The sequence below is a fragment of the Paeniglutamicibacter psychrophenolicus genome, from assembly GCF_030812255.1.
GTDB lineage: Bacteria > Actinomycetota > Actinomycetes > Actinomycetales > Micrococcaceae > Paeniglutamicibacter > Paeniglutamicibacter psychrophenolicus_A.
Window position 1 is genome coordinate 599,541 of sequence record NZ_JAUSSH010000002.1, and the last position, 24,673, is coordinate 624,213.

Annotated in this window: 21 protein-coding genes; 13 read left to right on the forward strand and 8 right to left on the reverse strand. The window is 65.1% G+C overall.

The annotated features are described in order from the left end of the window. Nucleotides 1-21: 21 nt before the first annotated feature. The gene (locus J2T21_RS05790; RefSeq protein WP_307579385.1) at nucleotides 22-1,686 is read right to left on the reverse strand and encodes an ABC transporter substrate-binding protein; all 1,665 of its coding nucleotides are present in this window, start codon (nucleotides 1,684-1,686) and stop codon (nucleotides 22-24) included. A 370-nt stretch (nucleotides 1,687-2,056) separates the two neighbouring features. On the opposite strand from J2T21_RS05790, the gene J2T21_RS05795 reads away from it, so the two are divergent. Further along, complete coding sequence (locus J2T21_RS05795; protein WP_307579387.1) at nucleotides 2,057-2,986, forward strand: alpha/beta fold hydrolase; 930 nt, start codon at nucleotides 2,057-2,059, stop codon at nucleotides 2,984-2,986. 99 nt (nucleotides 2,987-3,085) lie between these two features. Here J2T21_RS05795 and J2T21_RS05800 read toward each other — a convergent pair whose 3' ends face one another. After that, a complete protein-coding gene (locus J2T21_RS05800; RefSeq protein ID WP_307579389.1) occupies nucleotides 3,086-3,694 on the reverse strand; it encodes an NAD(P)-dependent oxidoreductase in 609 nt (202 codons plus the stop codon). 105 nt (nucleotides 3,695-3,799) lie between these two features. On the opposite strand from J2T21_RS05800, the gene J2T21_RS05805 reads away from it, so the two are divergent. The 3 genes from J2T21_RS05805 (at nucleotide 3,800) to J2T21_RS05815 (ending at nucleotide 6,421) form a co-directional block, all read left to right on the forward strand. Continuing rightward, nucleotides 3,800-4,177: a winged helix-turn-helix transcriptional regulator gene (locus tag J2T21_RS05805; RefSeq protein ID WP_307579391.1), complete on the forward strand. Its 378-nt coding sequence runs from the start codon at nucleotides 3,800-3,802 to the stop codon at nucleotides 4,175-4,177. A gap of 113 nt (nucleotides 4,178-4,290) precedes the next feature. Then, nucleotides 4,291-4,743 (forward strand): DUF4383 domain-containing protein, encoded by a 453-nt coding sequence (locus J2T21_RS05810; protein WP_307579393.1) that lies wholly within the window; start codon nucleotides 4,291-4,293, stop codon nucleotides 4,741-4,743. 208 nt (nucleotides 4,744-4,951) lie between these two features. Beyond that, on the forward strand, nucleotides 4,952-6,421 hold the full coding sequence (locus J2T21_RS05815) for an L-lactate permease (RefSeq protein ID WP_307579395.1): 1,470 nt from the start codon (nucleotides 4,952-4,954) through the stop codon (nucleotides 6,419-6,421). A 42-nt stretch (nucleotides 6,422-6,463) separates the two neighbouring features. Here the strand turns inward: J2T21_RS05815 and J2T21_RS05820 are convergent, their stop codons facing one another. The 4 genes from J2T21_RS05820 to J2T21_RS05835 all read right to left on the reverse strand — a co-directional run bounded on the left by J2T21_RS05820 (nucleotide 6,464) and on the right by J2T21_RS05835 (nucleotide 9,303). Then, complete coding sequence (locus J2T21_RS05820) at nucleotides 6,464-6,760, reverse strand: DUF503 domain-containing protein (RefSeq protein ID WP_307579397.1); 297 nt, start codon at nucleotides 6,758-6,760, stop codon at nucleotides 6,464-6,466. A 60-nt stretch (nucleotides 6,761-6,820) separates the two neighbouring features. Then, entirely contained in the window at nucleotides 6,821-8,089 is a 1,269-nt protein-coding gene (locus J2T21_RS05825) for an aminotransferase-like domain-containing protein (protein WP_307579562.1), read from the reverse strand. Nucleotides 8,090-8,142: 53 nt separating this feature from the next. Further along, a complete protein-coding gene (locus J2T21_RS05830; protein ID WP_307579399.1) occupies nucleotides 8,143-8,799 on the reverse strand; it encodes a GerMN domain-containing protein in 657 nt (218 codons plus the stop codon). A 102-nt stretch (nucleotides 8,800-8,901) separates the two neighbouring features. After that, nucleotides 8,902-9,303 (reverse strand): helix-turn-helix domain-containing protein, encoded by a 402-nt coding sequence (locus J2T21_RS05835; protein ID WP_307579401.1) that lies wholly within the window; start codon nucleotides 9,301-9,303, stop codon nucleotides 8,902-8,904. A 122-nt stretch (nucleotides 9,304-9,425) separates the two neighbouring features. Between J2T21_RS05835 and J2T21_RS05840 the strand changes: the two genes are divergently transcribed. The 3 genes from J2T21_RS05840 to J2T21_RS05850 all read left to right on the forward strand — a co-directional run bounded on the left by J2T21_RS05840 (nucleotide 9,426) and on the right by J2T21_RS05850 (nucleotide 12,803). After that, nucleotides 9,426-9,851, forward strand: a complete 426-nt coding sequence (locus J2T21_RS05840) for a MarR family winged helix-turn-helix transcriptional regulator (protein ID WP_307579403.1) — start codon at nucleotides 9,426-9,428, stop codon at nucleotides 9,849-9,851. Continuing rightward, the gene (locus J2T21_RS05845; RefSeq protein ID WP_307579405.1) at nucleotides 9,844-11,256 is read left to right on the forward strand and encodes an MFS transporter; all 1,413 of its coding nucleotides are present in this window, start codon (nucleotides 9,844-9,846) and stop codon (nucleotides 11,254-11,256) included. Before J2T21_RS05840 ends, J2T21_RS05845 begins: the two co-directional genes overlap by 8 nt. Before the next feature lie 371 nt (nucleotides 11,257-11,627). Further along, nucleotides 11,628-12,803: an NAD(P)-dependent malic enzyme gene (locus J2T21_RS05850; protein WP_307579408.1), complete on the forward strand. Its 1,176-nt coding sequence runs from the start codon at nucleotides 11,628-11,630 to the stop codon at nucleotides 12,801-12,803. A gap of 397 nt (nucleotides 12,804-13,200) precedes the next feature. Here the strand turns inward: J2T21_RS05850 and J2T21_RS05855 are convergent, their stop codons facing one another. Together J2T21_RS05855 and J2T21_RS05860 are read right to left on the reverse strand one after the other, a co-directional pair. Continuing rightward, complete coding sequence (locus J2T21_RS05855) at nucleotides 13,201-14,709, reverse strand: hypothetical protein (protein ID WP_307579410.1); 1,509 nt, start codon at nucleotides 14,707-14,709, stop codon at nucleotides 13,201-13,203. Nucleotides 14,710-14,765: 56 nt separating this feature from the next. Next, complete coding sequence (locus J2T21_RS05860) at nucleotides 14,766-16,172, reverse strand: LLM class flavin-dependent oxidoreductase (protein WP_307579412.1); 1,407 nt, start codon at nucleotides 16,170-16,172, stop codon at nucleotides 14,766-14,768. Nucleotides 16,173-16,516: 344 nt separating this feature from the next. Between J2T21_RS05860 and J2T21_RS05865 the strand changes: the two genes are divergently transcribed. The 6 genes from J2T21_RS05865 to J2T21_RS05890 are packed head-to-tail and all read left to right on the forward strand — an operon-like array spanning nucleotide 16,517 to nucleotide 24,596. Beyond that, on the forward strand, nucleotides 16,517-18,259 hold the full coding sequence (locus J2T21_RS05865; protein ID WP_307579414.1) for an ABC transporter substrate-binding protein: 1,743 nt from the start codon (nucleotides 16,517-16,519) through the stop codon (nucleotides 18,257-18,259). Next, complete coding sequence (locus J2T21_RS05870; RefSeq protein ID WP_307579416.1) at nucleotides 18,256-19,275, forward strand: ABC transporter permease; 1,020 nt, start codon at nucleotides 18,256-18,258, stop codon at nucleotides 19,273-19,275. Before J2T21_RS05865 ends, J2T21_RS05870 begins: the two co-directional genes overlap by 4 nt. Continuing rightward, nucleotides 19,272-20,237, forward strand: a complete 966-nt coding sequence (locus tag J2T21_RS05875) for an ABC transporter permease (protein WP_307579418.1) — start codon at nucleotides 19,272-19,274, stop codon at nucleotides 20,235-20,237. The genes J2T21_RS05870 and J2T21_RS05875 overlap by 4 nt, the downstream gene beginning before the upstream one ends. Next, complete coding sequence (locus J2T21_RS05880) at nucleotides 20,237-21,946, forward strand: dipeptide ABC transporter ATP-binding protein (RefSeq protein ID WP_307579420.1); 1,710 nt, start codon at nucleotides 20,237-20,239, stop codon at nucleotides 21,944-21,946. Before J2T21_RS05875 ends, J2T21_RS05880 begins: the two co-directional genes overlap by 1 nt. Further along, nucleotides 21,943-23,199: an acyl-CoA dehydrogenase family protein gene (locus J2T21_RS05885; protein WP_307579423.1), complete on the forward strand. Its 1,257-nt coding sequence runs from the start codon at nucleotides 21,943-21,945 to the stop codon at nucleotides 23,197-23,199. Before J2T21_RS05880 ends, J2T21_RS05885 begins: the two co-directional genes overlap by 4 nt. Continuing rightward, nucleotides 23,196-24,596 carry an LLM class flavin-dependent oxidoreductase gene (locus J2T21_RS05890; protein ID WP_307579425.1) on the forward strand — a complete coding sequence of 467 codons (1,401 nt, stop codon included), beginning with the start codon at nucleotides 23,196-23,198 and terminating at the stop codon, nucleotides 24,594-24,596. The genes J2T21_RS05885 and J2T21_RS05890 overlap by 4 nt, the downstream gene beginning before the upstream one ends. The last annotated feature ends 77 nt before the right edge of the window (nucleotides 24,597-24,673 follow it).

Consider the following 24,673-nt stretch of genomic DNA (forward strand, 5'->3'; position numbering starts at 1 on the left):
AGTGTGGTTTTCGGCGTTCGGCTACTTGGCCAGCCAGGTGTCAAAGAACGTCGGGGTGGCCACCGCGGTGGTTGCGCCCACGTTCCTCAGCTTCTCCGAGTACAGGAAGTGGTTCTGCTGGTCATAGAGCGGCAGCAGGTAGTGCCCCTCGAGCACCAGCTTCTGCGCCTGTGCGTACTTGTCCTTGCGCTCCGCCTCGTCCGCGGTGGAACCCGCGGCGTCCAGCAGCTCATCGAGCGCCGGGTCCTTGACCTGGGAGAGGTTGGCGAAGTAGCCCGAGGGCGCCGGGATCGTGGAATCCGAGTGGAAGAGGATGCTCAGCACGCTCGGTCCTACCTTGGTGTAGGGGGCGGACACCAGGTTGTAGTCGTTCTTGAACAGTTCGCCGTACCAGCTGGAGAGATCCAGCAGGTTGATCTTGATTTCGATGCCCGATTCCTTGGCCGTGGCCTGCAGCTGCTCAAAGAGCGACTGCTCGGCGGGGATCGATTGGCTGGTGCTCACCGGGAAGACCAGTGACAGGCGCTCCCCGTCCTTGGTCCGGTAGCCCTCGGGGTCGCGCTCGGTCCAGCCGGCGGCATCCAGCAGTTCCCCGGCCTTGGCCGGGTCGTAGGCAAACAGCGTCTCGGCGGAGTAGGCCAGGGGCTCGACGCTGGAGAGCGGGGAGTGGGAGCGCGGCGCGGTGCCGAAGAAGAGCGAGTCGATGCCGGCATCCACGTTCACTGCGTGGATGAAGGCCTCGCGGACCTTGGAATCGTTGAAAGGCGCCTTGGAGGAGTTCAGCTCGATGCGGTTCGAGGCGCCGGGGCGCGGGGCGTCGAGGTGCTTGATTCCCTGGCTCTTGGCCGCTGCTGCAATGGTGTCCGGCTGGGCGTTGTCGATGACCTGCACCTCGCCGGCCTGCAGTGCTGCGTAGCGGGTGGCGGCCTCGGGGATGAAGCGCCAGGTGATGCCCTCCAGGTAGGCCGCGCCCTCGTGGCCGTCCGTGGCGACGGGCTGCACATAGTCCTCGTTGCGGACCAGGTTCACCGCGTCCTGCTTCTTCCAGGATTCGACCTTGAACGGGCCGGTGCCCACCGGGGCCGCGCAATTCTCTTCCTGGCTGCGCTTCAGCGCGGTGGGGGATTCGATGGCGACCCACGGCATGGAGAAGGACTCCAGCAGCGAGTTGTCCGGGCTCTTGAGCTTCAGTTCGAGGGTGGCCGCATCCAGCGCCTTCATGGAATCGATCTTGCCCAGGGCCAGGTACCCGGTGGAGGAGGCCGTCTTGGGATCGAGCAGGTGCTCGAAGTTGGCCTTCACTGCGGCGGCGTCCAACGCGGTGCCGTCGGTGAACTTGATGCCCTGCCGGATCTCCACGGTGCGGGTGAGCCCGTCCTGCGAGACCGTGGAGTCCTCCGCAAGCCACGGGACCAGGTTGCCCTTGGCGTCCTTGGTGTAGAGGGTCTCCAGGTACTGCGAGGAGACCAGGGCCTGCGGGTAGTTGCCGCCCACATGCGGATCCAGGCAGCTGGGCTCGGCGTCGCCCGAGGCGTATACCAGGGTGCCGCCGGCGACCGGGGTGCCGGCGTCATTGCCGGACTCGGGAGCAGTGGTGGCCGGGGCGCAGCCGGCAAGCACGAGTGCTGCGGCAAGGCCGAAGGCGGCCGGGAACAGGCGACGGGTCAAGGGACGAACGTTATTCATGAAGCTGCTTCCTGCGAACCAATGAAGATGAAGTGAAGTCGGGTATCCGTCGCCGCCCTCTTGGGGGTCTTGACGGGTGGGCACCGCCATCAACCTTAGTCCGGACCCTGCGCCCGGACAGGGGTCTGTGGGAGAGGTCATAACAGGTGCGGGCTGACCCCAAGCTGCACGGTTTTGGGCCGCGGGGCGTGGTGGAGCCGGCGAACCCCGGCCCCACCACATCCTTTGTGGATCACCGGGGTGTTGGGGATGCCGCCGGGGTGGAGGGTCCGGAGGTCGATGGCGGCGAGGGTGGCGTTCATCGGCCGGGCCCGAAAATCCGGCACGCGCAGGCATGTTGTGGACAGGCACGCAGTGCCACCATGGAAGCATGCAGATACCACTGCGGCCCGAAGATCTGCGTTCCTGCCGTTCGCACCCGCGCACCATCGCGGACACCGCCGCGGGGCCCGTGGAATACGCCGACCGGGGCCAAGGCGAGCCCATCCTTGCGGTGCACGGCACCCTGGGGGGCTGCGACCAGGGATTGGTGGCCACTGAATTCTTCCGGGTCAACGGGTTCCGCATCATTGCCCCGAGCCGCCCGGGTTACCTGGGGACACCGCTGTCCACGGGAAGTTCGCCCGCGGAACAGGCCGACGCCTTGGCGGCCTTGCTGGACGAGATCGGCATCAATGGAATCTCGGTGTTTGGTGGCTCGGGCGGCGGCCCCGCGGCCTATGCCCTGGCCGCCAGGCACCCGGAGAAGGTCTCGCGGCTGCTCCAGGTCGACTCCATCAGCCATTCGGTCGCCCCGGTGCCGTTCGCCAGGCTGGGCGCCAGGGATCCGGCCATCAAGCTGCAGCTGTGGTTCCTCCGCCATTCCGCGGCCCCGATGCTGAAGTTCCTGTTCCGGCGGTTCGGCCAGATGTCCGGGGCCCGGGCCGCCGACCTGGCGGCCGCCGTGGCCGCCGATCCGGTCCGGATCGCGCACCTCGAGGCCATCCTCCTGGCATCCTCCGGCTGGGCGGGACGCCGCGAGGGACTCGACAACGACCTTGTGACCTTCAGGGCGCTGGCCCCGTTGGGCCTCGAGGCCATCACGTGCCCCACGCTCATCATGCATGCCTCCGGGGACGCGACCGTGCCGCCGGAGAACGCCCGGAATGCCCACGAGCGGATCCCCGGCTCCGAGCTCTACTGGATGGAGGGATCCCACCTGTCCTTCTTTCTCGAGGAGGGCGACACGGCCCCCGGCTACGCGCTCGAGTGGCTGCGGGGGAACAGTCCCGCAGGCCGGGTGCCCGAGCCAGGGCCTTGAGCTTGCAGTCTTCCCGTGGAGTGGCGGGAAATGAAAATCGCCGGGCTCCCCGGCAATTCGGGGATCCCGGCGATCCGCCAGGTGGAACCTCGGGCAGGGTCAGGCGCTGGCCACCGTGAAGCGGCGGTGCAGGTGCTTCGGGTCCTCGATTTCATCCAGCGCGGCAACGGCGAAGTCGCCGGTGCTCACGTGGTCCCCGGCCGGGGAATCGTTGCCCAGCACGATGTTGCCGGTGGCCTCGCCCGGGGCAATCACCGGGGCGGGGGCCAGCATGGTCCAGTCCAGGCCCGAGGCCGAGGTGTAGAAGTCCAGGACCTCGCCCATGGTGCGGGCCTCGGGCATGTACTCCTCGGGGAACCCGGGGGTGTTGAACAGGCGGACCCCATCGACTTCGGTAGCGCCGGCTCCGCCGACGACGAAGACACGGGCAGGGACCAGGGTCTCGGAGATCTCTTCATGGGCGTCGATGAACGGCTGGTGGGAATCGCCGGTGCGCGATGGCGGGATCGAGAAGACGACGACGTCATTTTCCTTGGCCAGTGCGCGGTAGGCCGCGGTGTCGCCGAGTTCGGCGGTGGTTGCGGAGGCGGCTCCGGCGACCTCGCGCCCGCTGCGGGACACCGCGGTGACCTCGTGGCCACGCTTGGCGGCCTCGGCAACGATCTGGCTGCCGACCATTCCGGTGGCTCCGTATACGGCAATCTTCATGGGTGGTTCCTTGATCTCTAGGGTGGCGGGCGGGCGGGCCTGCCGTGTCATTGCCCCAATGATATCCAATTGATATCGAGTACCTCAACGTAATATGGTTACCCCATGGATACCACTGGTGCGGCTTTCGATGTCATGAGCCCCGACTGCCCCTCGCGTCTGGTCCTGCAACGCATGGGTGACAAATGGACGCCGCTGGTGTTCCTGGCCCTGAAGTCCGGGCCCCGCCGCTTCTCGCAGCTGAGGGCCGACATCGGTGGGGTCACACCCAAGGTTCTCACCCAAACACTTCGCCAGCTAGAACGTGACGGCTTGTTGACCCGCACCATCTACCCCGAGATCCCGCCCCGGGTGGAATACGAACTCACCAGGCTCGGCGGCACCCTGCTCGGTCCCCTGGAAGTCATGCGGGAATGGTCGCAAATCCATGCCGCATCCATCCTCCGGGCACGGAGCGACTACGACGAACTCCACAATGCCTAGCCGAGGCCGGAAGATCTTCGCCCCGAGGGCAATCCGCTTACACGGTGGTTCCGAATACCTGGTGTCGGCAACGCAGCTGCGTTGAAGATCGACAGGAACCCAAGGAGCCCACCATGGCCTCGACACACACCACCACCCACCGCACTCTGGTGCAATATGTTGCACTGGCCGCTGGCGCGGTATTCCTGCTGGTTGGTGTCCTGGGATTCATCCCCGGCATCACCAGCAACACCGAACACCTGGGGATGGCCGGACACCACTCCAGCTCAATGTTGCTCGGCATCTTCCAGGTCTCGGTCCTGCACAACAGTGTCCACCTGCTCTTCGGCGTCCTGGGTGTCATGCTGTGGCGCAACGCGGCGAAGGCGAAGGCGTTCCTGGTCGTCGGTGGGATTGTCTACTTGGTCCTGGGCTTCTACGGGGTCTTCATCGACCAAGCCAGCGCCGCAAACTTCGTCCCGGTCAACACGGCTGACAACGTGCTGCACTTTGCACTCGGCGTTGGCATGGCCGGACTGGGCCTGGTTCTTGGCCGGAATCCGGCCCCGGCCCGCCGCGCGTCCTAGGCACGTCCCCGCCGCAAACTGAAGCCGATCCCGGGACCCGCCGTACGTTCACATGGTGAATCGTGCGGCGGGTCTCCTGCTGCCGCGGCTGTGTGGTGCAGCAGCCGCCAGGAAGTCGTTGTTACTGCCACGGACAGGTATCCTCAATCGCAGCAGAACATGCCGCCTCGACTTCCAGGTGCGGCACCCCGAACAAAGGATGCGCCGCATGCTGGCACTGGCTGCCGCCTCCCCGATCGTGGTGGCCATGGCCCTGTTCTTCGCCAAGACCAGGGCGACCACCATGGCGACCTGGTCGCTGGTCACCGGGGTGCTGGCAGCGATCTTCTTTTTCCCCACCCCGCTGGCTGAATTGCTGGACGCCGGGGCCATGTTCGGCCCCACCATCCTCGAGGTGCTGCTGATCCTCTTCGCCGGGGTGCTGCTCTCGCGCATCACCACCGAAACCGGCGCCATGGACAGGATCTCCGGCTGGCTGCGCCAAAGCGCCTCGAACCAACAGGCCGGGACGGTGCTGGTGATCTTCGGGCTGGTCCCGTTTGCCGAATCCGTCACCGGGTTCGGCATCGGTGTCACTGTGGGTGTCCCGCTGCTGCTGCAGCTGGGTCATTCGATCAAGCGCTCGGCGATCCTGAGCCTGCTGGGGCTGGTGGCGGTCCCGTGGGGAGCGCTCGGCCCCGGCACCCTCGTGGCGGCGGACCTGGCCGGACTCACCCTTTTCGACGTGGGCGTACGCTCGGCACTGATGACCCTGCCGGTGGTGCTGGGTGCGGGAATCGTCTCCTGGCTGGTGCTGCGGGCCGGCTCGCCCCACCCCGGGCGGCTGCTGGCGCACCTATTGGGTGCCGCGGTGCTGCTCAACGCCGGAATCCTCGCCGCCAACCTGCTCATGGGAACCCCGCCGGCCGGAATCGTCGGTTCCCTGCTGGTGTTGGCCGTGCACCTGCTGGCGTTCAAGGTCGGAGGCACCCTGGTGTCCGCCGGACGTGCGGTCTGGGTGGCATTGCTGCCCTACGGGGTGCTCACCGTCGGGCTGCTGGTGGCCAGGGCACTGACCTCCCCCATGGAACCCTCGCTGCTCAAGCGCGCACTGACCAGCGGCGGGGTGTGGCTGGTTGTCGCCTGCCTGGTCGCACAATATGCCTCCGCCTCGCTCGGCGGAGGCAACCGGAAACTGCGCACGCGGGCCCATGTGGCCTACCGAAGCTGGATCCCGATCGGGGTGACCACCGGGGGCTTCACCATCCTCGGAGCCCTGCTTGCGGCCACCGGCATGGGCAGGGAACTGGGCGCGGCGCTCGCCGGGATCGGCACCGGATACCTGGTGCTGGGGCCGGTCATCAACGGGCTGGCCGGCTTCATCTCCGGATCCAACACCGCGGCAAACTCCATGCTCGCGGCAACCCAGGCGCAAGCGGCCACCGCGATGGGTTCCTCGGTGCTGCAGATCGTCGCGGTTTCCAATGTCACCGCCTCGATGGCCACGATGCTCTCGCCCTCGCGGATCCTGCTGGCCTACGGGCTGGCCATCTTGCCGGTGGCCTCGGTTTCCGGTTCCGTCCCGGAGGAAGAGCCGCCGAGCGAGCACGAGGTCACCGCGTGGATCGCCCCGCGGCTCGGGGTGCTGTTGGTCATCGTGTGCACGCTGCTGGGCGCGGTCACCTGGGTGATTCACTAGCTGGCTGCCGGCAAGTCGGCCAAGGGCAGTGCACCGACGCGGCTACTCGTCCTCGGAAGAATGCAGCCGGCGGCGGGCGCTGAGCAGTTCCACCTCCGGCCGCGAGGCGACCAGCCGCTCGATCCCGTCGAGCACCTCGATCACGTGGGCGGCGTCGGCCGCGACGAGCCCGGCGGAGATCCCGGCACGCCGGTGCAGTTGCTGCCTGGCGGTCTCCGCGACGGACACCTCGAAGCGGCGGTGGATCTCGGCCAGGATCGGGCGCACGACGGAGCGCTTGGCCTTGAGCGAGTGCACCTCGCCGAGCAGCAGGTCGAACTCGATCCATCCAAACCACATGGTTACATCATGCGCCACGCCTCGCCCGTTTGCCGGCCAGGCGGGGGCTGCGCGTGGTTTCTAGCGCACGCCGTTCTCGGCGATGGCAGCGGCCAGCACCGGGGCCAGGCGCTTGACGCCCTCGCGGATTTTTTCCTCGGGGACCGCGCTGAAGGCCAGGCGCAGCCGGTGGCTGGGTTCGTCGTTGGGGCTGAAGGCGGCTCCCGGGATGAAGACCACCCCGGCCTCGATGCCCTGGGACAGCAGCGCATAGGTGTCGATTCCCTCCGGCAGGGTGACCCAGATGAAGAAGCCGCCCTCGGGCCGGGTGTAGCCGACACCCTCCGGCATGTACTCATCCAGCGCCTCGAGCATCGCGGCGCAACGCCCGGCGTACAGCTCCCGGTAGGTCTGGATCTGCCCGCGCCAGTCGTGCCCGTCGAGATACTTGCTGATCAGCATCTGGTTGAACGTTGCCGGGCAGAGCGTGACGGCCTCGGCGGCGAGGTAGAAGCGGCGGAACAGGTGGGTGGGGACCACCGCCCAGCCGATGCGCAGGCCGGGGGCGAGGATCTTGGAGAACGAGCCCATGTAGATGACGTTCTCGGGGTAGTCGGCGCGCAGCGGGCGGATCGGCTCGCCGGAGTAGCGCAGCATCCCGTAGGGGTTGTCCTCCAGGATGAGGATGTTTTCCTCGATGCAGATCTCGGCGATTTCCGCGCGGCGTTCGGCGGCCAGGGTGATGCCCGAGGGGTTGTTGAAATTGGGGATCGTGTAGAGGAACTTGATCCGTGCGCCGGCCTCGCGCAGCTGCCCGATGCGTTGGCGCAGCGCGGAGGGAATGAGCCCGTGCTCGTCCGTGCCGATGGGTTCTGCACGCACCTGGTAGGCCTCGAAGGTGTTCAGCGCGCCCACATAGGTGGGGTCCTCGCACAATACGGTGTCCCCGGGGTTGCAGAAGACCTTGCAGGCGACATCCTGTGCGGCTTGTGACCCGGTGGTGACGACAATGTTATCCGGGTCGACCCCGGTGATCCCTTCCTCGGCCATGACCTCGCAGATCTGGGCGCGAAGTTCCTCGGTGCCCTGGCCGCTGCCGTACTGCAACGCCGTCATGCCCTGGTTCGCGATCAGCTCCGAGGCCATGGCCCCGAGCTTTTCCAGCGGCAGGGACTGCAGGTACGGGTTGCCGCCGGCCAGCGAAACCAGTGACGGGTCCAGGGAAAGTTCAAAGACGTCGCGGACCGCGGACTGCTTAATGTGCGAGGCGCGTTCGGAGAAGAGCGACTCGTGCGCGGCGGCGCGTTCGAGGGCGATTTCGGTTTCACTGCCCGCAAGGGGTCCTGTAATTGAGCTCACATCCGAACCTTATCAACAGTTGTTGCCTATACGTCAACACCTGGCTATTTCTGGCTCAAGTACTCGTTGACGTCGATGCCATTGAGCAGGACCTTCGCTTCGCCCGTGCCGGCGGCAACCATCGCGGTATAGGTGAGCTGGGCGATGATGCGCGGATCGTCGCACACCCCGCCCGAGCTGAGCTCCCCGGTCAGTTTCACCGTGACCGTGTCGCCGGCGACGGAGGATGAGACGTATGTGAGGTTCGAGCTCGCGAGCGCATTCATCAAGCCCGATTCGCCGTGCTGCGCGTCCTTGTCATCGAGCAGGTCGCTCATCGCCGCCTCCACCTGGCTGGCGTACACCACCGGCCCGGTCTCCGTGGCCACGATGCTGTCGCCGCACCCGATCATCGGGCCGGATTTTCCCTGGTCGTTGAGGGCTACGTAGAAGATCGTCAAGGCCGATGTCGTGGTCGAAGGGCTCGTGGCGGGCGCCGTTTCCGAGGGCGAAGGCGTGGGTGTGGCCGTGACGGAGGGGGACGGGGTGGCGCTCGCGGGTGTGTCCGTTGCCGGTGCCGTGGAGGAGGGGACCCCGGACTCCGGAATCCCGGTCGTGGTCGGGGCTTCGGCGGGACCGCCGAAGCAGCCCGACAGCGAAAGGGCCAAGCCGGCACCCGCCACCGAGGCCAGCGAAAGCCTGATTATTCGATTCCGGAGCATGGCACCCAACCCCTTCTTGGCAACGACGCCGGCCACTGCGGCCACTTCCAACCTAGGCGAAAGGCGGGCGCCGAAACCAGCACGGGGGTGTTGCGGTTGGGTCTATTCCGGGGTGTCGGTCGGGCTTGCCGCCCGTGCGTCCAGCCAGGACTGGACGGAGGCCGGACGGATCCTGCGGTGTGTGCCCCGGTATTCGACCGGGATGGTTCCCGAGTCGGTGAGCTTGCGCAGGTAGCTGGCCGAAACCCCGGCCATCTTCGCCGCCTGCGAGGTGTTCAGCAAGGACTCGACGGTGCTCACGCTCACCTCGTCGCCGCGCGCCATGCGCTGCAGGACATCAATGAGCGCCGCGTGGGCCACGTCGGGCAATTGCAGGGTGGTGCCGTTGACAAAAACGGTGGTGTCCGCGGACTCGTCCAGGGCTGCCGCGAGCCGTGCCGCGGCCTTCTTCTCCAGTGCGGGGAAGGCCCGGGCCTTGCTCAATGAGGGTGTTGGAAGCGACATGCTTCCATCATGCATGATTCGAGGCAAAAGTGCCGGTGTGGCGCGTCCTTGGTCGGCGGCACCGGCCGGAGGGCATGAAACTGGTCAAGTAACTTGATCAAGCTGCTTGTACAATAGTGGCCATGCCTGAAAATTCCGTTTCCCTGTCCCTGGTCGAAGCCATCCGCCCGATTGCGCGCCGCCTCAATTCCGCCAGCACTTTCTCAACCGGAAAACTTGGCATCCTCAGCCACCTGGCACGGAATGGGCGGGCGACCACCACCGAGCTGGCGGCAACCATCAGGGTCACCCCGCAGGCGGTGTCGCTGGCGGCACGCGAACTTGAGGACATGGGCCTTCTCGGCCGGGCACCCGACGCCGAGGACCGCCGCCGGACCTGGATCGAACTGACCGATGCGGGTCACGCGAGGCTCGCGCAGGAGCGGGCTGCCGGCCTGAAATGGCTGGAGGAAGTGATCTCGGCACGGCTCACGCAGCCGGAACAACAGTCTCTTGAAACGCTGATCCCGCTCTTGCGGAAACTCGACCCGGAGTCGCGCGATGCCTAGGACCACTGCAACCACCCGCCCAAACCTGATGCCGGCGCTGGTCTATGCCGCGCTTTCCACCGCGATCGTGAGCTCGCTGGGCATGCTGTTGGTCCCCTCGATCGCCATCGGCACGCAGGTGCCGGTCGGCACCGCCCAATGGATGCTGACCATCAACCTGCTCGTCGGTGCCATCGCGACGCCCGTCATGGGCAGGCTGAGCGACGGACCCCACAAGAAGCGGCTCCTGGTGTGGTCGTTGGGGATCATCCTTCTCGGTTCCGTCCTGGCGGCGCTGGCGCCGACCTTCACGGTCTTCCTGGTCGGGCGGGCACTGCAGGGGCTGACCTACGGGATTGTCCCGGTGACGATTTCCCTGGCACGCCGCTACATCGAACCGTCCAAGGTGCAGCCCTCGATCTCAAGCCTCTCGGTCACGGTGTCGACGGGAATCGGGATCGGCTACCCCCTGACCGGGATTATCGCCGGCCTCGTGGATTTCCGCTTTGCGTTCTGGTTTGCCGCGCTCTTTGTCGTCAGCGCCATCATCGTGGTCGTCCGCGTGGTACCCGGCGGACCCGACGCATTGGCCGGCCAGGAGCCATTCGACTATCTGGGCACGGGCCTGCTCGGCCTGGGCCTGGGCACACTGCTGCTGGGCATCAGCGAGGGCCCCAACTGGGGCTGGGGATCTCCGGAAACCGTGGGAATCCTCGCGGTCGCGGCGCTCCTGCTGGCCGTTTGGTCCAGGACCGCCCTGCGGTCAAGCCATCCACTGATCAACCTGCGGGTGCTGCGCCACGGCGAGGTGCTCCTGGCAAACCTCACCGCAGTGGGCCTTGGCGCAGCGCTCTACATCGGGCTGTCGATTTCAAGCCTCATCGCCCAGACTCCCGCCTCGACGGGCTACGGGATTGCCCTGCCCGTCTTCTGGGCCGGGTTCGTGATGTTCCCGCTCTCGGTGGGCAGCTTCACCGCCAACCGCATCGTGCGCCGCCTGTCGAACAGGATCGGCCTCACGGCGCTGTTGCCCATCGGGGCCGGGGTTGTCGCAGTCTCGGGGACCATGCTGTGGTTCGCCCACACGCAGTTGTGGGAGATCCTGCTCGGGATGCTGCTCTTCGGCCTGGGCATGGGTGCAAGCTATGCGGCCATGCCGGCATTGATCGCCCGCAGCGTTGCCACGGAGGAATTGGGCAGCTCGGTGAGTTTCAACCAGGTCCTGCGCACCGTGGGCAGCTCGTTCGGCACGGCCGTCGCCGGCGCGGTGCTTGCCGCGAACATGGGCCCGGAGATGCACTCGACCGACACCGGGATCACCCTGACGTTGGCCATCGGCGCGGTCCTGTGCATGGCGGTGTTCGCAGCACTGCTCATCCACACCCTGAAAAACAAGGTGGCAGCCGTCGTGCGCCGCGCCGGTTGATCCCGTCGGATGGCCCATGCCTCCGGGGCCGGTTCGGGCCCGCCGGCAGGGGGCCGGTGGCCCCGGGCAACCGGGTGAAAAAGCCATGGACGGCACCGATTGGGTGCCGCGGAACGGGTGGATATTTCCCCTTGGTTGCGCCCATCGGTGGCGCAAATACGCCGAAGTGCCGTATCCTGATGCCTACGGTCTAAAGAAAGTACTGACCAGTGCGCCGTTGCCGCAGCCATCACCCCCGGCCGGCAGACGCACAGCGAGGCAAGGAGCCAGGCAGGCACCACATGGATGTGGTTGCGCCGGTTCCTGCGTTGTCCGCGATCGTTGAATCGCCCCTCGCTCCGAAACATTTCAGAACTTTCAAGGAGACTTTCATGTCCATCGACACCTCGCTCGACGCCGCCGCAACCATCACCGAAGCCGATATCTTCGACGCCCACCTCGGCGGCAAGCTCAGCGTCCAGTCCAAGATGCCGCTGACCACCAAGCGCGATCTTTCCATTGCCTACACCCCGGGCGTCGCCCAGGTTTCCCGCGCCATTGCCGCGGACCCGGCCCTGGCCGCGACCCACACCTGGGCCTCGCGCCTGGTCGTGGTGGTTTCCGACGGAACCGCGGTGCTCGGCCTGGGCAACATCGGAGCCGCCGCCTCGCTGCCGGTCATGGAAGGCAAGAGCGCACTCTTCAAGGAGTTCGGCGGCCTGGACTCCATTCCGCTGGTCCTGAACACCACCAACGTCGATGAAATCGTCGAAACCCTGGTGCGCCTGCGTCCCAGCTTCGGCGCTGTCAACCTCGAGGACGTCTCGGCCCCGCGCTGCTTCGAGCTCGAGGCCCGCCTCATCGAGGCCTTGGACTGCCCGGTCATGCACGATGACCAGCACGGCACCGCCGTGGTGGTCCTGGCCGCGCTGATCAACGCCGCCAAGGTCGCCGGCAAGGAACTGGGCCAGATGCGCGCGGTGATTTCCGGGGCAGGCTCCGCGGGCATCGCGATCTCCGAGATCCTGATCAATGTCGGTGTGGGAGATGTGGTTCTTGTCGATTCCAAGGGCATCATCCACCGCGACCGCGACGACCTGAACGCAATCAAGGCCAAGTTCGCCGCCATCACCAACAAGGACGGGCTCATCGGCGGGATCCGCGAGGCCCTCGACGGCGCCGACGTGGTCGTGGGGGTCTCCTCCTCCAAGTTCCTGGAGGAAGACCTGGCCGGCATGAACGATGACGCGATCATCTTCGCCCTGTCCAACCCGGATCCGGAGGTCATGCCGGACGTGGCGCGCAAGTACGCCGCCGTCGTTGCCACGGGCCGCTCGGACTTCCCGAACCAGATCAACAACGTGCTGGCCTTCCCGGGCATCTTCCGCGGCGCCCTGGATGCCGGTGCACGCCGCATCACCTCGGAGATGAAGCTGGCCGCGGCCCACGCCATCGCCGAGCTGGCCGAGGAAGACCTCTCCAGCGAATTCATTGTTCCCTCGCCGCTTGACCCACGCGTGATGCCGGCGGTTTCCGCCGCCGTCCAGGCCGCCGTCGTCGCCGAGTAGCGGACACTCAGCCGGAATTCTCAATCAGGGTGTTGGCCTAGTTCAACATGAACTGGACTAACACCCTGATTGTCCATTTTGACCCACCGAAGAATCGGATTCTCATCGGTGGACACTCATGTAGGGCGCGGCACAATAATGGACGCCGATGATTAATGTCCGGCGTTACTTCAGTGTTGCAGATCCGGTTCTTTTCATGGCCGCTTCGGCCAAGTTGCTAAGCGCCTGTTCGACGTCGTCTTCGGTCCCCAATTCCGGTTCGGAGAGCAAGGAGCCACCAGCGGACTCGATTTCAAAGTCAATTCGGTGCCGCATTTTTCTTGCAAGACTTTCAACCCGAGTCTTGTCGAAAACTTCAGGTGATTTGGTATCTTGGATTAGTGGAGTTGGGCACATTCTAGCCTCCTGAGAACAGATTGTACGCGGTTTGGCGATGTATGGCTCCCTTCCAAATGGATTTCAATTTCATTGGTAAGGTCGGCCACCGCCGTCCAGGGTCGACGACATAGATTACATACCAAAGTAGTGACGCTGCCTGTACGACGGTCAAGACCCACCATGTTGCGTTCCAAACGCCGGCCGTGACAGGAATAGCAGCTAGAGCTGCAAGCAAAAAGACTGTAATCGTGCAAAGTGAAATCATCGAGCGCAATGATTTCAGTTGGCTCGTAACCAGCGGATGTTCTGGCTTGCGACTAGTCCATGAAAGAAGTAGTGCTGGCAACACGAGGAGAATTGAAGCTGACGGCGATGGGATCTTCGCGAGTGGGCTGAGTATCTCGAGCTGTGAATTCCGAATCAGCCATCCCAATACTACGGCAAAGGAAACGACAATGATGCTGAGAGCTGTAAGCGTTAGCAGGCCTTGTTTCGCGGGAGTGACCTCCACATAGAAGCTACCACTCGATTCTCGGGTGGATGGGCGCAGCGATACATGGCCGACCCGTCGGGGTTCTCTCGGGTTCGTTGTGCTCGGAGCTGGTGCGTCCCATTGCAGAGGTTTCAAATTGGTGGGTTCCTCGAGCATGAGGAGGGTTTTTATGACAAGCCCTTCTGGAACTTCCACCTCGACATGTTGACTCCCGGCGAGGCCGAAATCTGGGATCGCAAGTTCGAAGACTGCTGAAAGCGAAGGAAACCGTGAGTGTGGTGGCGTGTTTTGGTCGAGGGAATACTTAGCAATCGTTCTAGTACCAGCGAGGGAGGCATCCATCTCGGCCATCAGCAGTGAATTGAATCCCAGTTGTTTGGCGGCATCCTTATAGACCTTCAACTCAAGCTGAGCCGTATTTGAAAGTTTAGGAGGTCGACTGCCGTCAAGAATCGTGGTGAGTCTTTTGAACTTGTCTTCAACTTCCCAAGGGCGGCCTTCGGAGCAAACCAAGTTGAAGATTGCTTCCTTGAGTGACTCTAGGTTTTCCTGAACAGCCCATTGTGGAGCGAGAGCGGCAAGGAATTCGGTTGCGAAACCGCTGTTGTTGGGCGTTTCAAGGATTGAGAGAGATTTCCCAGAGCTGTCGGTGGCATCAAGCCGGCGCAGTGAGCGTTTTTGGATTTGTCCGAGAGGAACAATCATTCGCCCAGTCGAACCTTTGACAACAAGCCGCTCAGGGATGGTGAAGTCAAGGGAAACATAGCGTCTGGTTGTCCCATTTGAACCAAGTCGAAGTGCATCGACGCGGCGATGGAAAAGTTGCTGTGAACCAATGATGAGAGCCACAAGTTTTTCCCCGTCGGAGGCCGAATCGGGATGCTGTTTGTCCATTACCTCGCCTACCTCGCCCTGTATGTCGAAGACCATCGACCGATGCACCGGCTCCGAAGGAGCGACCAACGCTTTTAGGTCGTGTACCTGAAAGCTTAGAGCCTTGTGCTTGAATTTGGCACTGGTCGTAATTTCCTGCATTTAGGACCGTTGGCTGGACTTCGGTGCTTGTAGATTCACTGCTACTGAACGGAAGTTCATGATGTACCGACGCGCAACGCAGCAGCCTCTGCCCAGCTGGCCGGACCCGAGGTAAAGGCGCCGCGGTAGCCGGCCGCCGGATGGCGCTCGTTGAGCAGCGGACCGTGGCCAAACAGCTTTTCGCGCAGCGTGCCCTCGGAGTATTCGCTCTGGGCAAGGCCGCGTTCGCGCAGCACCGGAAGGACCTTGTCGGCGAATTCCTCGAAGGATCCCGGAATCACCCAGTTGATGACGTTGATGCCGTCCACGCCCGCTGCCTGCCACTTTTCGATCTCGTCGGCGATCTGCTCGGGGGTTCCCACCACGCGGGTGTTGCGGGCCTGGAGCCAGGCGACGTCGGCAACTACCGGCTCGCGGTCGGTGATGTGCTTGGACACCCACTCGGAGAAGCCCTTGCCGGTGTTGGTGTCGAGGTCGGCGATCGGGGTTTCCGGCGGATAGACGCGGCCGGTCTTGTCCACGATGGCCGAATGGGCCAAGTAGCCGTCGACGCTCACGAACCGGTCGTAATATGCCTCCTTGTCCCGGGCCTCTTCCTCGGTGTCTCCGATGATGAACGAGAGTCCCTGGAAGAACTTGATGTCCTCCGGGTTGCGTCCGTACTCCACGGCCAGCCGGCGGGTGTCATGGATGAGTTCGGCCGCGATGGCCGGCGAAGGGGCAATGATGAACGTTGCCTCGGCGTTGCGCGCGGCGAAGGCGCGCCCGGAGATCGAGGACCCGGCCTGGAAGAGCAGCGGCGTGCGCTGCGGGGACGGGGACGGAAGGTGCGGCCCTTCGACCCGGTAGCGCTTGGACTCGTGGTAGATCTTGTGGATCTTGGAAGGGTCCGAATAGATCCCGTTTTCCTTGTCCTTTTTCAAGGCGTCGGCATCCCAGGAACCTTCCCAGAGCTTGTAGGCGACATCAACATATTCGTCGGCCCAGGCGTAGCGCTCGGTGTGGTCGGTCAGCTGCGGAAGACCGTAGTTGCGTGAGGCATTGTCATTGATGCCCGTGACGATGTTCCAGGCGATCCGCCCGTTGGAAATGTGGTCAAGCGTGGAGATCTGCCGGGCGAAGTTGTAGGGGTGGTTCTGCACCACGTTCGAGGTGGTGGCCAGACCGATGTGCTTGGTGCTCACCGCGAGTGCCCCAAGGAGCACGGTGGGATCGTTGGACGGGATCTGCAGGCCCTCGTTCGCGTAGACGTCGAAGTCCGCGTCCGAATCCCCGTAGAGACCCGAGACGTCGGCAAAGAACATGGCGTCGAACTTGGCCGCCTCCAGCGTCTGGGCGAGATCGATCCAGGTGTTGACGTCATTGAATTCGGTCTGGCCCGCGTCCGGGCGGTGCCATTGGCCGTGGTGGATGTGGCTGGTCGTATTCATGACGAACGCGTTGAAATGAAGTGGTTTGCCCAAGATGTTGCTCCTTGTAAGTCGGCGGCTGGATCCGCCCTCCTGGGCTCTGGATGTCCCGGGATCCCTGGTGTCCATTGATGTTTTCAGGCACGGCACCGGGAACGGAGATTACGAAGTGATGGGTCGACACATGACCTCTTATGACCATGTAACGACGTTGTGAAGGGCCGGAGGTCGCGTCATGTGACGGCATGTTTCGGCCTAAGTACCCATGCAAAGCGTCCGAGACCCGGTGGTGGCGCACGGCAACCGGGCGCCGGTAGACATGTCTCAGACAGCTCGCCCTTCAGGTTCCGATCCCCGGGACCCGGGCCACACACCCCACAACCTGCAGGAGCACCACCGTGAAAAACCGCCAGCCGGCGTACCAGGCAGAGCCAGCAAACGCCCCACGATCCGCCGGCAGCCCATTGGCCACAACCGCCGGGACCCTCCGCAAGCGACTGCCGCTTACCGTCGCGGCAGTCGGCGCGTTGCTCGTCTTGACCGCCTGCGGCGGCGCGGTGCATGCGGATTCCGCACAGGGCCCGAGTCGCGCGCCGGTCTCCGGCGGAACACTGGTCTACGCAACGGGCGACACCGAACCGGCCTGCCTCGACCCGATTGTCTCAGGCAATGTACCGCAAGCGTTGGTCTCCACCCAGTACCTGGAACCGTTGTTCTTCCAGGACGAGAACGGCGAAGTCGGCCCGTGGCTGGCCAAGAGCTGGAAATGGTCCAAGGACCGGTTGGCGCTGGACATCACGGTACGCCAAGACGTCCACTTCACCGATGGCCAGCAGCTCAATGCCGAAACCATCATCCGCAACGTCGCCTACATCAAGGACCCCAAGACGCTCTCAAGCACGGGAATCCTGGCGGTCGAGAAAGTCGCCTCGGTGGAAAAGATCAGCGAGTTCACCGCGCGGCTGCACCTCTCCGAACCCGACAATGCGTTACTTGAGCACTTTGCCCAGGTCTGGGTGCCGATCCAGTCCCAGAAGGCGCTGGCCCGAGGGGCCGAGGCAAACTGCCTCTCGCCGGTGGGCACGGGTCCGTTCAAGGTCGAGAGTTGGTCCAAGCAGCAGGAAGTCGTGCTCACCCGCAACGACGATTACCATACGCCGGCACCGACCGCAGGCCATTCGGGGCCCGCTTACATGGAAAAGATCATCTGGCGTTTCCTGCCCGACCACGCCGCACGCTTTGCCGCCCTGCAATCCGGGGAAGTCGACGTCATTGATGTGCTGCAGCCGCAGAACGCCGTCGCCGCGAAGGCCGACCCGGCACTTGACACCTTGATCGGTTCCCGGCCCGGACACGTGGTGAACCTGACCCTGAACACCACCGAGGATCCCTTCAACGATGTGCGGGTCCGCGAGGCATTCGTGCGCTCGGTGGACGTGGATGCGGCCCTGAAGAGCATCTTCATGAGCACGGTACCGCGCTCGAATTCGGTGCTCAGCAGCATCACCAAGTTCAACCGGCAAAACCCCGACGCCTACTCCACCGACGTGGACAAGGCCAACAGGCTCCTGGACGAGGCGGGTTGGACCGCAAGGGATTCGGAAGGGTACCGCACCAAGGATGGACAACGGCTTTCGACCACTGCCATCCAAACCGAAGCGGTCTTGGTCCCCGTCTCGGTCTTTGAGCAATTCCAGCACAGCGCCAAGGCCGTCGGTTTCGAGCTGGTCATCAACCAGGAAGAACCGGCAAGCTTCAACGCCAAGCGGTACGCCTGGGACTACGGGATCTCGCCGCTGTACTACACCAAGAATTCACCTTCGGTGTTGAACATCGTCTACGACTCCGCGCACATCCCCTCGGTTATCAAGGGCGGCTACCACGCAAACAACAACGGCCTGACCGGGCCGGCCGCGGATGCCATTGACCAGGCACTGCGACTTGCGGCGACGACCGGCAGCGAAAAGGAACGCGGAGAGCTCTACGCCAAGGCACAGCAGCTCATCGACAAGCAGTACCTCTCCCTGCCGATCTTCGACCAGCAGACGCGGCTCGGCTTCCGCTCCGACGTTGAAGGAGTCAGGCTTCTTTCCCCGTTGGGCATGCCCACCTTCTACGACACCTGGTTGGACCGATCATGAGCCTCGATACAGACAACCGCACCACCTCCCATTCAATTGCAGCGCCTGCCACACGGGACACCGAGGCGCGGGCTCGGCTTAAAACGGTCCTGCGACTGACGGGATTCCGCATTCTGGGTGCCGCCGGCGTCCTCTGGGCCGTGGCCACGCTCGCGTTTTTCGCCATGCGACTGGTCCCGGGGGATCCCGTGGACGCATTGCTGGGGGGACCGGGCAACAACGCCACCGAGGAAGTGCGCCAAGCCACCCGGGAACTCAACGGACTGGACCGGCCGCTCTTAGTCCAATACGGTTCCTACCTCGGAAAACTCGTGACAGGTGACCTGGGGGATTCATACCAGTTGCGCGAACCCGTGGCCCAGGTCCTGGGCGAACAACTGGGCAACACCCTGGTGCTGGCGGTCCTGGCCTTGGCCACCGCCTGGGTTCTGGCCTTGGCCCTCGCGCTCTGGTCGGCCCGCGGCGGCAAGGTTGCCACGTTGGTGGGAAATCTGCTCGAAGTCGTCTCGGCAGCGGTACCGCACTTCTGGCTAGGCAGCCTGCTCATCCTGGTGTTCAGCGTCAGCCTGCAATGGCTTCCCGCCACCAGTGGGGCGCCGGGAATCGAAGGACTGATCCTTCCCGTTCTCACCCTGGCCATTCCGCTGGCCGGGTTCCTGGGCCAGGTCATGCGCGAATCGATGCTCACCGCGATGAACTCGCCGTTTGCGATTTCCTCCAGGGCGCGCGGTGAATCCGAGGCGTCGCTGAGCCTGCGCCACGCGCTGCGGCATGCCGCGCTTCCCGGGATCGGCTTGTCCGGCTGGGCCATGGGTTCGCTGATCAGCGGTGCCGTCGTTGTCGAAACCGTCTTTGCCCGCCCCGGCATCGGACGCACACTGCTGCAATCGGTGCTGGTCAGGGACGTTCCGGTGGTGCTCGGAGTGGTGGTGCTGGTTGCTGCCATCTACATCATCGTTACCCTGCTCAGCGACTTGGCCGAACGCTGGGCCGACCCCAGGTTGCGTGCCGCATGAGCACGCCAACCCACCTGACCAAGACCATCACCGACCCGGAGGAAGCCATGACCCACAGCATTCAAACCCCAGTCCTGGATCGTTCGCCGGAGCGGCGAGGACCTGCCGAACCCCGGCCTCGAACGCGCGCCTCGCTTGTGTCCCAGGCCAAGGAACTGTTCACCGGACTTGGCCCGGGCATCATCGTCCCCTTGGTGCTGATGCTGGGTCTCGTTGCCGCCGCGGCGATCCCGGCCGCGTTGGCCCCCAGCGGGCCGCTGGACATGAACCCAGCCGAGGCGTTCACCGCACCGGGCACCGCCCACTGGTTCGGCACCGACGAATCCGGACGCGACGTCTTCTCCCGCGTCATCCACGGTGCACGCAGCTCGCTGCTGATCGGCGTGCTGGCCACGGTCATCGGCCTGGGCACTGCGGTGGTGCTCGGTGCGCTCGCGGGGCTCGGCACCCGTGCGGTGGACTTCGGGGTCTCCCGCTTTCTTGAGGTCCTCTTCGCGTTCCCGGGCCTGTTGCTGGCCCTGCTGGTCATCACCATCCTGGGACCTGGCGTCGTGACCACCACCATCGCCGTCGGGCTCTCCGCGGCACCCGGCTACGCCCGGATGATCCGCTCGCAGGTGCTCTCGGTGCGGCGCTCCGGCTACGTGGAGGCCTCTATCGTCCAGGGAAAATCCCGTGCCTTCATCGTCCGCCACCACATCCTGCCCAACGTTGCCGCGCCGCTGTTCGTGCTGGCCACCCTCGGGGTCGGCCAAGCCATCGTGTGGGCGTCCTCGCTGAGCTTCCTTGGACTGGGGGCAACCCCGCCGGATCCCGAATGGGGATCGATGCTCTCGCTCGGCCGGCTGTACATCGGCAACGCCTGGTGGCTGACGTTCTTCCCCGGCCTGTTCATCGTGCTCAGCGCCGCGACCACCACGCTGCTGGGCCACGGCATCCAACGCAAGCTCAAGGACAAGTAATGTCATCACCAACCACCACTCCTGCCAACGGCAGCGAACCCATCATCAAGGTCACCGACCTGAAGATCGCCTTCGGGTCCAAGACCCAGGCCACGCCCGTGGTCCACGGCGTCGATTTCGAGATCCATGCGGGCGAATGCCTGGCCATTGTCGGCGAATCCGGCTCGGGAAAGTCCGTGACCGCCCGTACCCTGATCGGATTGACCGGCGCCAACGCCGTCATCCAGGCGCAGACCCTGCAGCTGCAGGGCAAGGACCTGCGCCGCAACTCCGACCGTGCCTGGCGCAAGGTCCGCGGCGCGGGCATCGGCTACGTGCTGCAGGACGCGCTGGTCTCCCTTGACCCGTTGCGGCCCATCGGCCGCGAGATCGCCGACTCGCTGCGCATCCACACCAACCTTTCCCCTGCTGCACGCACCGCCAAGGTGCTGGGGCTGCTCGAGGCGGTCGGCATCCCGGACCCCGAACAACGCATCAACCAGCGCTCCGGAGAGCTGTCCGGCGGACTGCGGCAACGCGCGCTCATTGCGGCCGCGATCGCGCTGGATCCGGCACTGCTGATTGCCGATGAACCGACCACGGCCTTGGACGCCACGGTCCAGCAGCAGATCCTTGACCTGCTGGCCGAACGCAAGGCCGCCGGGACCTCGTTGCTGCTGATCAGCCACGACCTGGCGGTGGTCGGCCAGCTGGCCGACCGCATCGCCGTGATGCGCCGGGGTGAAATCGTCGAGACCGGGCCAACGGCCCGGGTGCTGGGTAGCCCGCGGCACGAGTACACCCAGCGGTTGCTGCGCGCCGTGCCCACCGACAAGCCGCGCGGCACCAGGCTTGCGCCCGCCGGGGCCGGGATATCGGTGCGCCAGCACGCGTTGATCGGTGCCGACCGCGCGGCCGACGCCACCAGGGACCACACGGGTCCGGTCCTGGTGGCCGAGTCCCTGCGCAAGACCTACCGCAACCCCGACGGCACGCCGCGTGTTGCCGTCCACGACGTCTCCTTCGCACTGACCCGCGGCCAGACATTGGGGATCGTGGGGGAATCCGGATCTGGCAAGAGCACCGTTGCCCGCATGGCCCTGGGCCTGGCGATTCCCGACGCCGGGGAGGTGCGGCTGTTGGGCAACCCGTGGAGCACCCTGCCCGAGAAACAGCGCCGCCCGCAGCGCAAGCACATCACCTCCATCTACCAGGACCCGCTGGGATCCTTCGACCCGCAATGGGACGTGGCCCGGATTCTCTCCGATGCCCTGCCCGATTCCGGATCCCTTTCGCGGTCCGAGCGCCGCGACGAGGTCATCCGCCTGCTGGAAACCGTGGGGCTTGACGCCTCCGTGGAATCCAGGTTGCCGCTGCGCCTCTCCGGCGGCCAACGCCAACGCATCGCCATTGCCCGCGCCCTGGCCCCGGGGCCCGACGTGATCATCTGCGACGAACCGGTCTCGGCACTGGATGTCTCCATCCAGGCCCAGGTGCTGGACCTGCTTGACGAACTGCAGCGCGAATTCAAGCTCAGCTACTTGTTCATCTCCCACGACCTGGGTGTGGTGCAGCACGTCAGCGACGAAATCGTCGTAATGGAGGCGGGCCTGGTCGTGGAAGCGGGACGGACCTCGGAGGTCTTTGCCAACCCGGCCGAGGACTACACCAAAAAACTGCTTGCCGCCGCCCCGCGGCTGAACACCACCCTGACCGGAGGAATAGCATGACCATCAGCCTTGAACGCACAGCCATCGCCCACCAGAACGCCGCACAACCGCCGGAGACCAACGCCCTGCTGGAGCGCTTCGCCCCGGTATTCGAGGCCATCGCCGCCACGGCCATCGCGTCCGAGGCCACCCGCACCCTGGCCCACGAAGCCGTCGATCTGCTCAAGAGCTCGGGTTTCACCGCTCTCAGGGTCCCGGTGGAATTCGGCGGGGCCGGAGCCACCCTGGGCCAGTCGCTGCGTCTGCTGCGCGAACTCGGGGCGGCCGATTCCAACCTGGTCCAGGCGCTGCGCGCACACTTCACCACCGTGGAAACCTTGGTCTCCGGCACCGACTCCGCGGCACGGGAACGCTGGTTGCCGCGCGTGGTGGCCGGGGAGGTGTTCGGCAACGCCACCACCGAGAAGGGCAACAAACCGGGAACCAACTCCACGCTCATCACCCGGGACGCCGGACGAACGCTGCTTAACGGCACCAAGTACTACAGCACCGGCAGCCTGTATGCCGACTGGATCAAGGTCAGCGCAGACACCGCAGAGGGACAATCGGTGCGCGTGAGCGTGCACCGCAACGACCCCGGCGTGGAACTGGTCGACGACTGGGACGGATTCGGCCAGCGGCTGACCGCCTCGGGCACCACCCGGTTCACCAATGTCGAGGTTTCCCCCGAAAACATCGATGCCACCGGAGGCGTGGAAGGCGTCGGATTCGGCGCCGCCTACGTCCAGGGCATCCTGCTGGTGGCCCTGGGTGGAATCGCCTCGGCCGTGCGGCGCGATGCCATCGACTATGTCCGCGGGCGGGAGCGCGCCTTTTCCCACGGGGTGGGGGATTCCCCGCAGCGCGACCCGCTGGTCCAGGAGGTCGTCGGACGTATCAGCTCCACGGTGTTTGCCATCGAATCCGTGTTGGAAACCGTGGGCTCACGCATCCAGGACGCCGCCGCCTCGTCGGCCGCCGGGGAACTTGATGCGGCCGCAGCCGCCGAACTGGACACAGTACTATCCGAGGCGCAGATCTTCGTCGTCGAGCAGACCCTGGACGTGGCCAACCGGCTCTTCGAGGTCGGGGGAGCCTCGGCGGCCTCCGAAACCCGGGGCCTTGACCGCCACTGGCGCAACGCCCGGGTGCTGGGCCAGCACAACCCGGTGATCTACCGGGCCCGCGCCGTCGGACAACAACGCCTGACCGGGGACCATCTCACCACACCCATCTATGTCGGAGCCACCACCCCGGATGGAGCAGCCGAATGAGCAAGCCCCTGCTTTTCAACGCCTTCCTGATGAACACCGCCAGCCACATCCACCACGGGCAGTGGCGGCACCCCGAGGCCCGCCAGCACGAATTCAACGACGTCAACCTGTGGATCGAGCTGGCCAAGACGCTGGAGGAAGGCCTGTTCGACGCGATGTTCTTCGCGGATGTCACAGGGCTATATGGTCCGGCCGACGGCCAATACGTGGACAACGTGCACGAGGGCCTGCAGATCCCGTCCAACGACCCCGCGGTGCTCCTTGGCGCCCTGGCCGTGGCCACCAAGGACATCGGCCTGGCCTACACCTCCAATGTCATGCAGAACCATCCCTTCAACTTCGCCCGCCAGGTCTCCACCCTCGACCACATCTCCAAGGGGCGCATCGCGTGGAACATCGTGACCAGCACCCAGGAAAACGCGGCCCGCAACTTCGGCTACGACGCCCTGGTGGAGCACGACGCGCGCTACGACTGGGCCGATGAATACCTGGATGTCGCCTACAAGCTCTGGGAGGGCTCCTGGGACGAGGGGGCGCTGCTGGTGGACAAGGCGGGCGGTCGCTACTCGGACCCGTCGAAGATCCACAAGATCAACCACGTCGGTGCCCGTTACCGGGTGGAGGGACCGCACCTGCCTTCCCCCTCGCCGCAGCGCACCCCGCTGCTCTTCCAGGCCGGAGGCTCCCCGCGTGGCATCCGCTTCGCCGCCAAGCACGCCGAGGCGGTGTTCATCGGCCCGCCCGACCCGGCCGGGGCGAAGATCCACACCGACAACGCCCGGGCCGAAGCGGTGCGGGCCGGGCGCCGGGAAGACGACATCAAGTTCTTCCAGGGCATCAGTTTCATCGTCGGCTCCAACCATGCGGAGGTCGATGCCAAGCGGGAGGAACTCGAGCGCCACACCTCGGTGGTGGGCTACCTGACCCATTCCTCGCTGGGCATCCTGCCCGACGGCTCCCGGCTGCCGGAGGACACCGAGCTGCGCAACATCCCCAACAACGGGGGACAAGGGTTCGTCGATTGGCTGCGCGCCGCCACACCCGACCGCGAACCAACCCTGGCCGACCTGGCCAAGAACCGCATCGAACGCGGAGTCGTGGCCGGGACCCCCGACGAGATCGCCGACCAGCTCTCACTCTGGCAGCAGGCGGGAATCGACGGCATCAACGTGATCAACTGGCGCTTGCCCGACACCTACCTGGAATTCAACGAACGCATCCTTCCCACGCTTCAGTCCCGCGGGCTGGCGAAGACCGCCTACGAGCCGGGCACGCTGCGAAACAGGATTTTTGGGCGGGACACGTTGCCCGAAAACCACCCGGGTGCCGCATACCGGGGCGCCTTCGGGCCCGACGGCAGCGCGTCTCGGGAACAGGCCCTGGCCGCAGGGGGGTAACCCGCATACGGGACGGCGGCTCCAGGTCCCCGGGCAGGGGCCTTGGAGCCGCCGTTGTCGTGGGCGCAGGAAGTTAT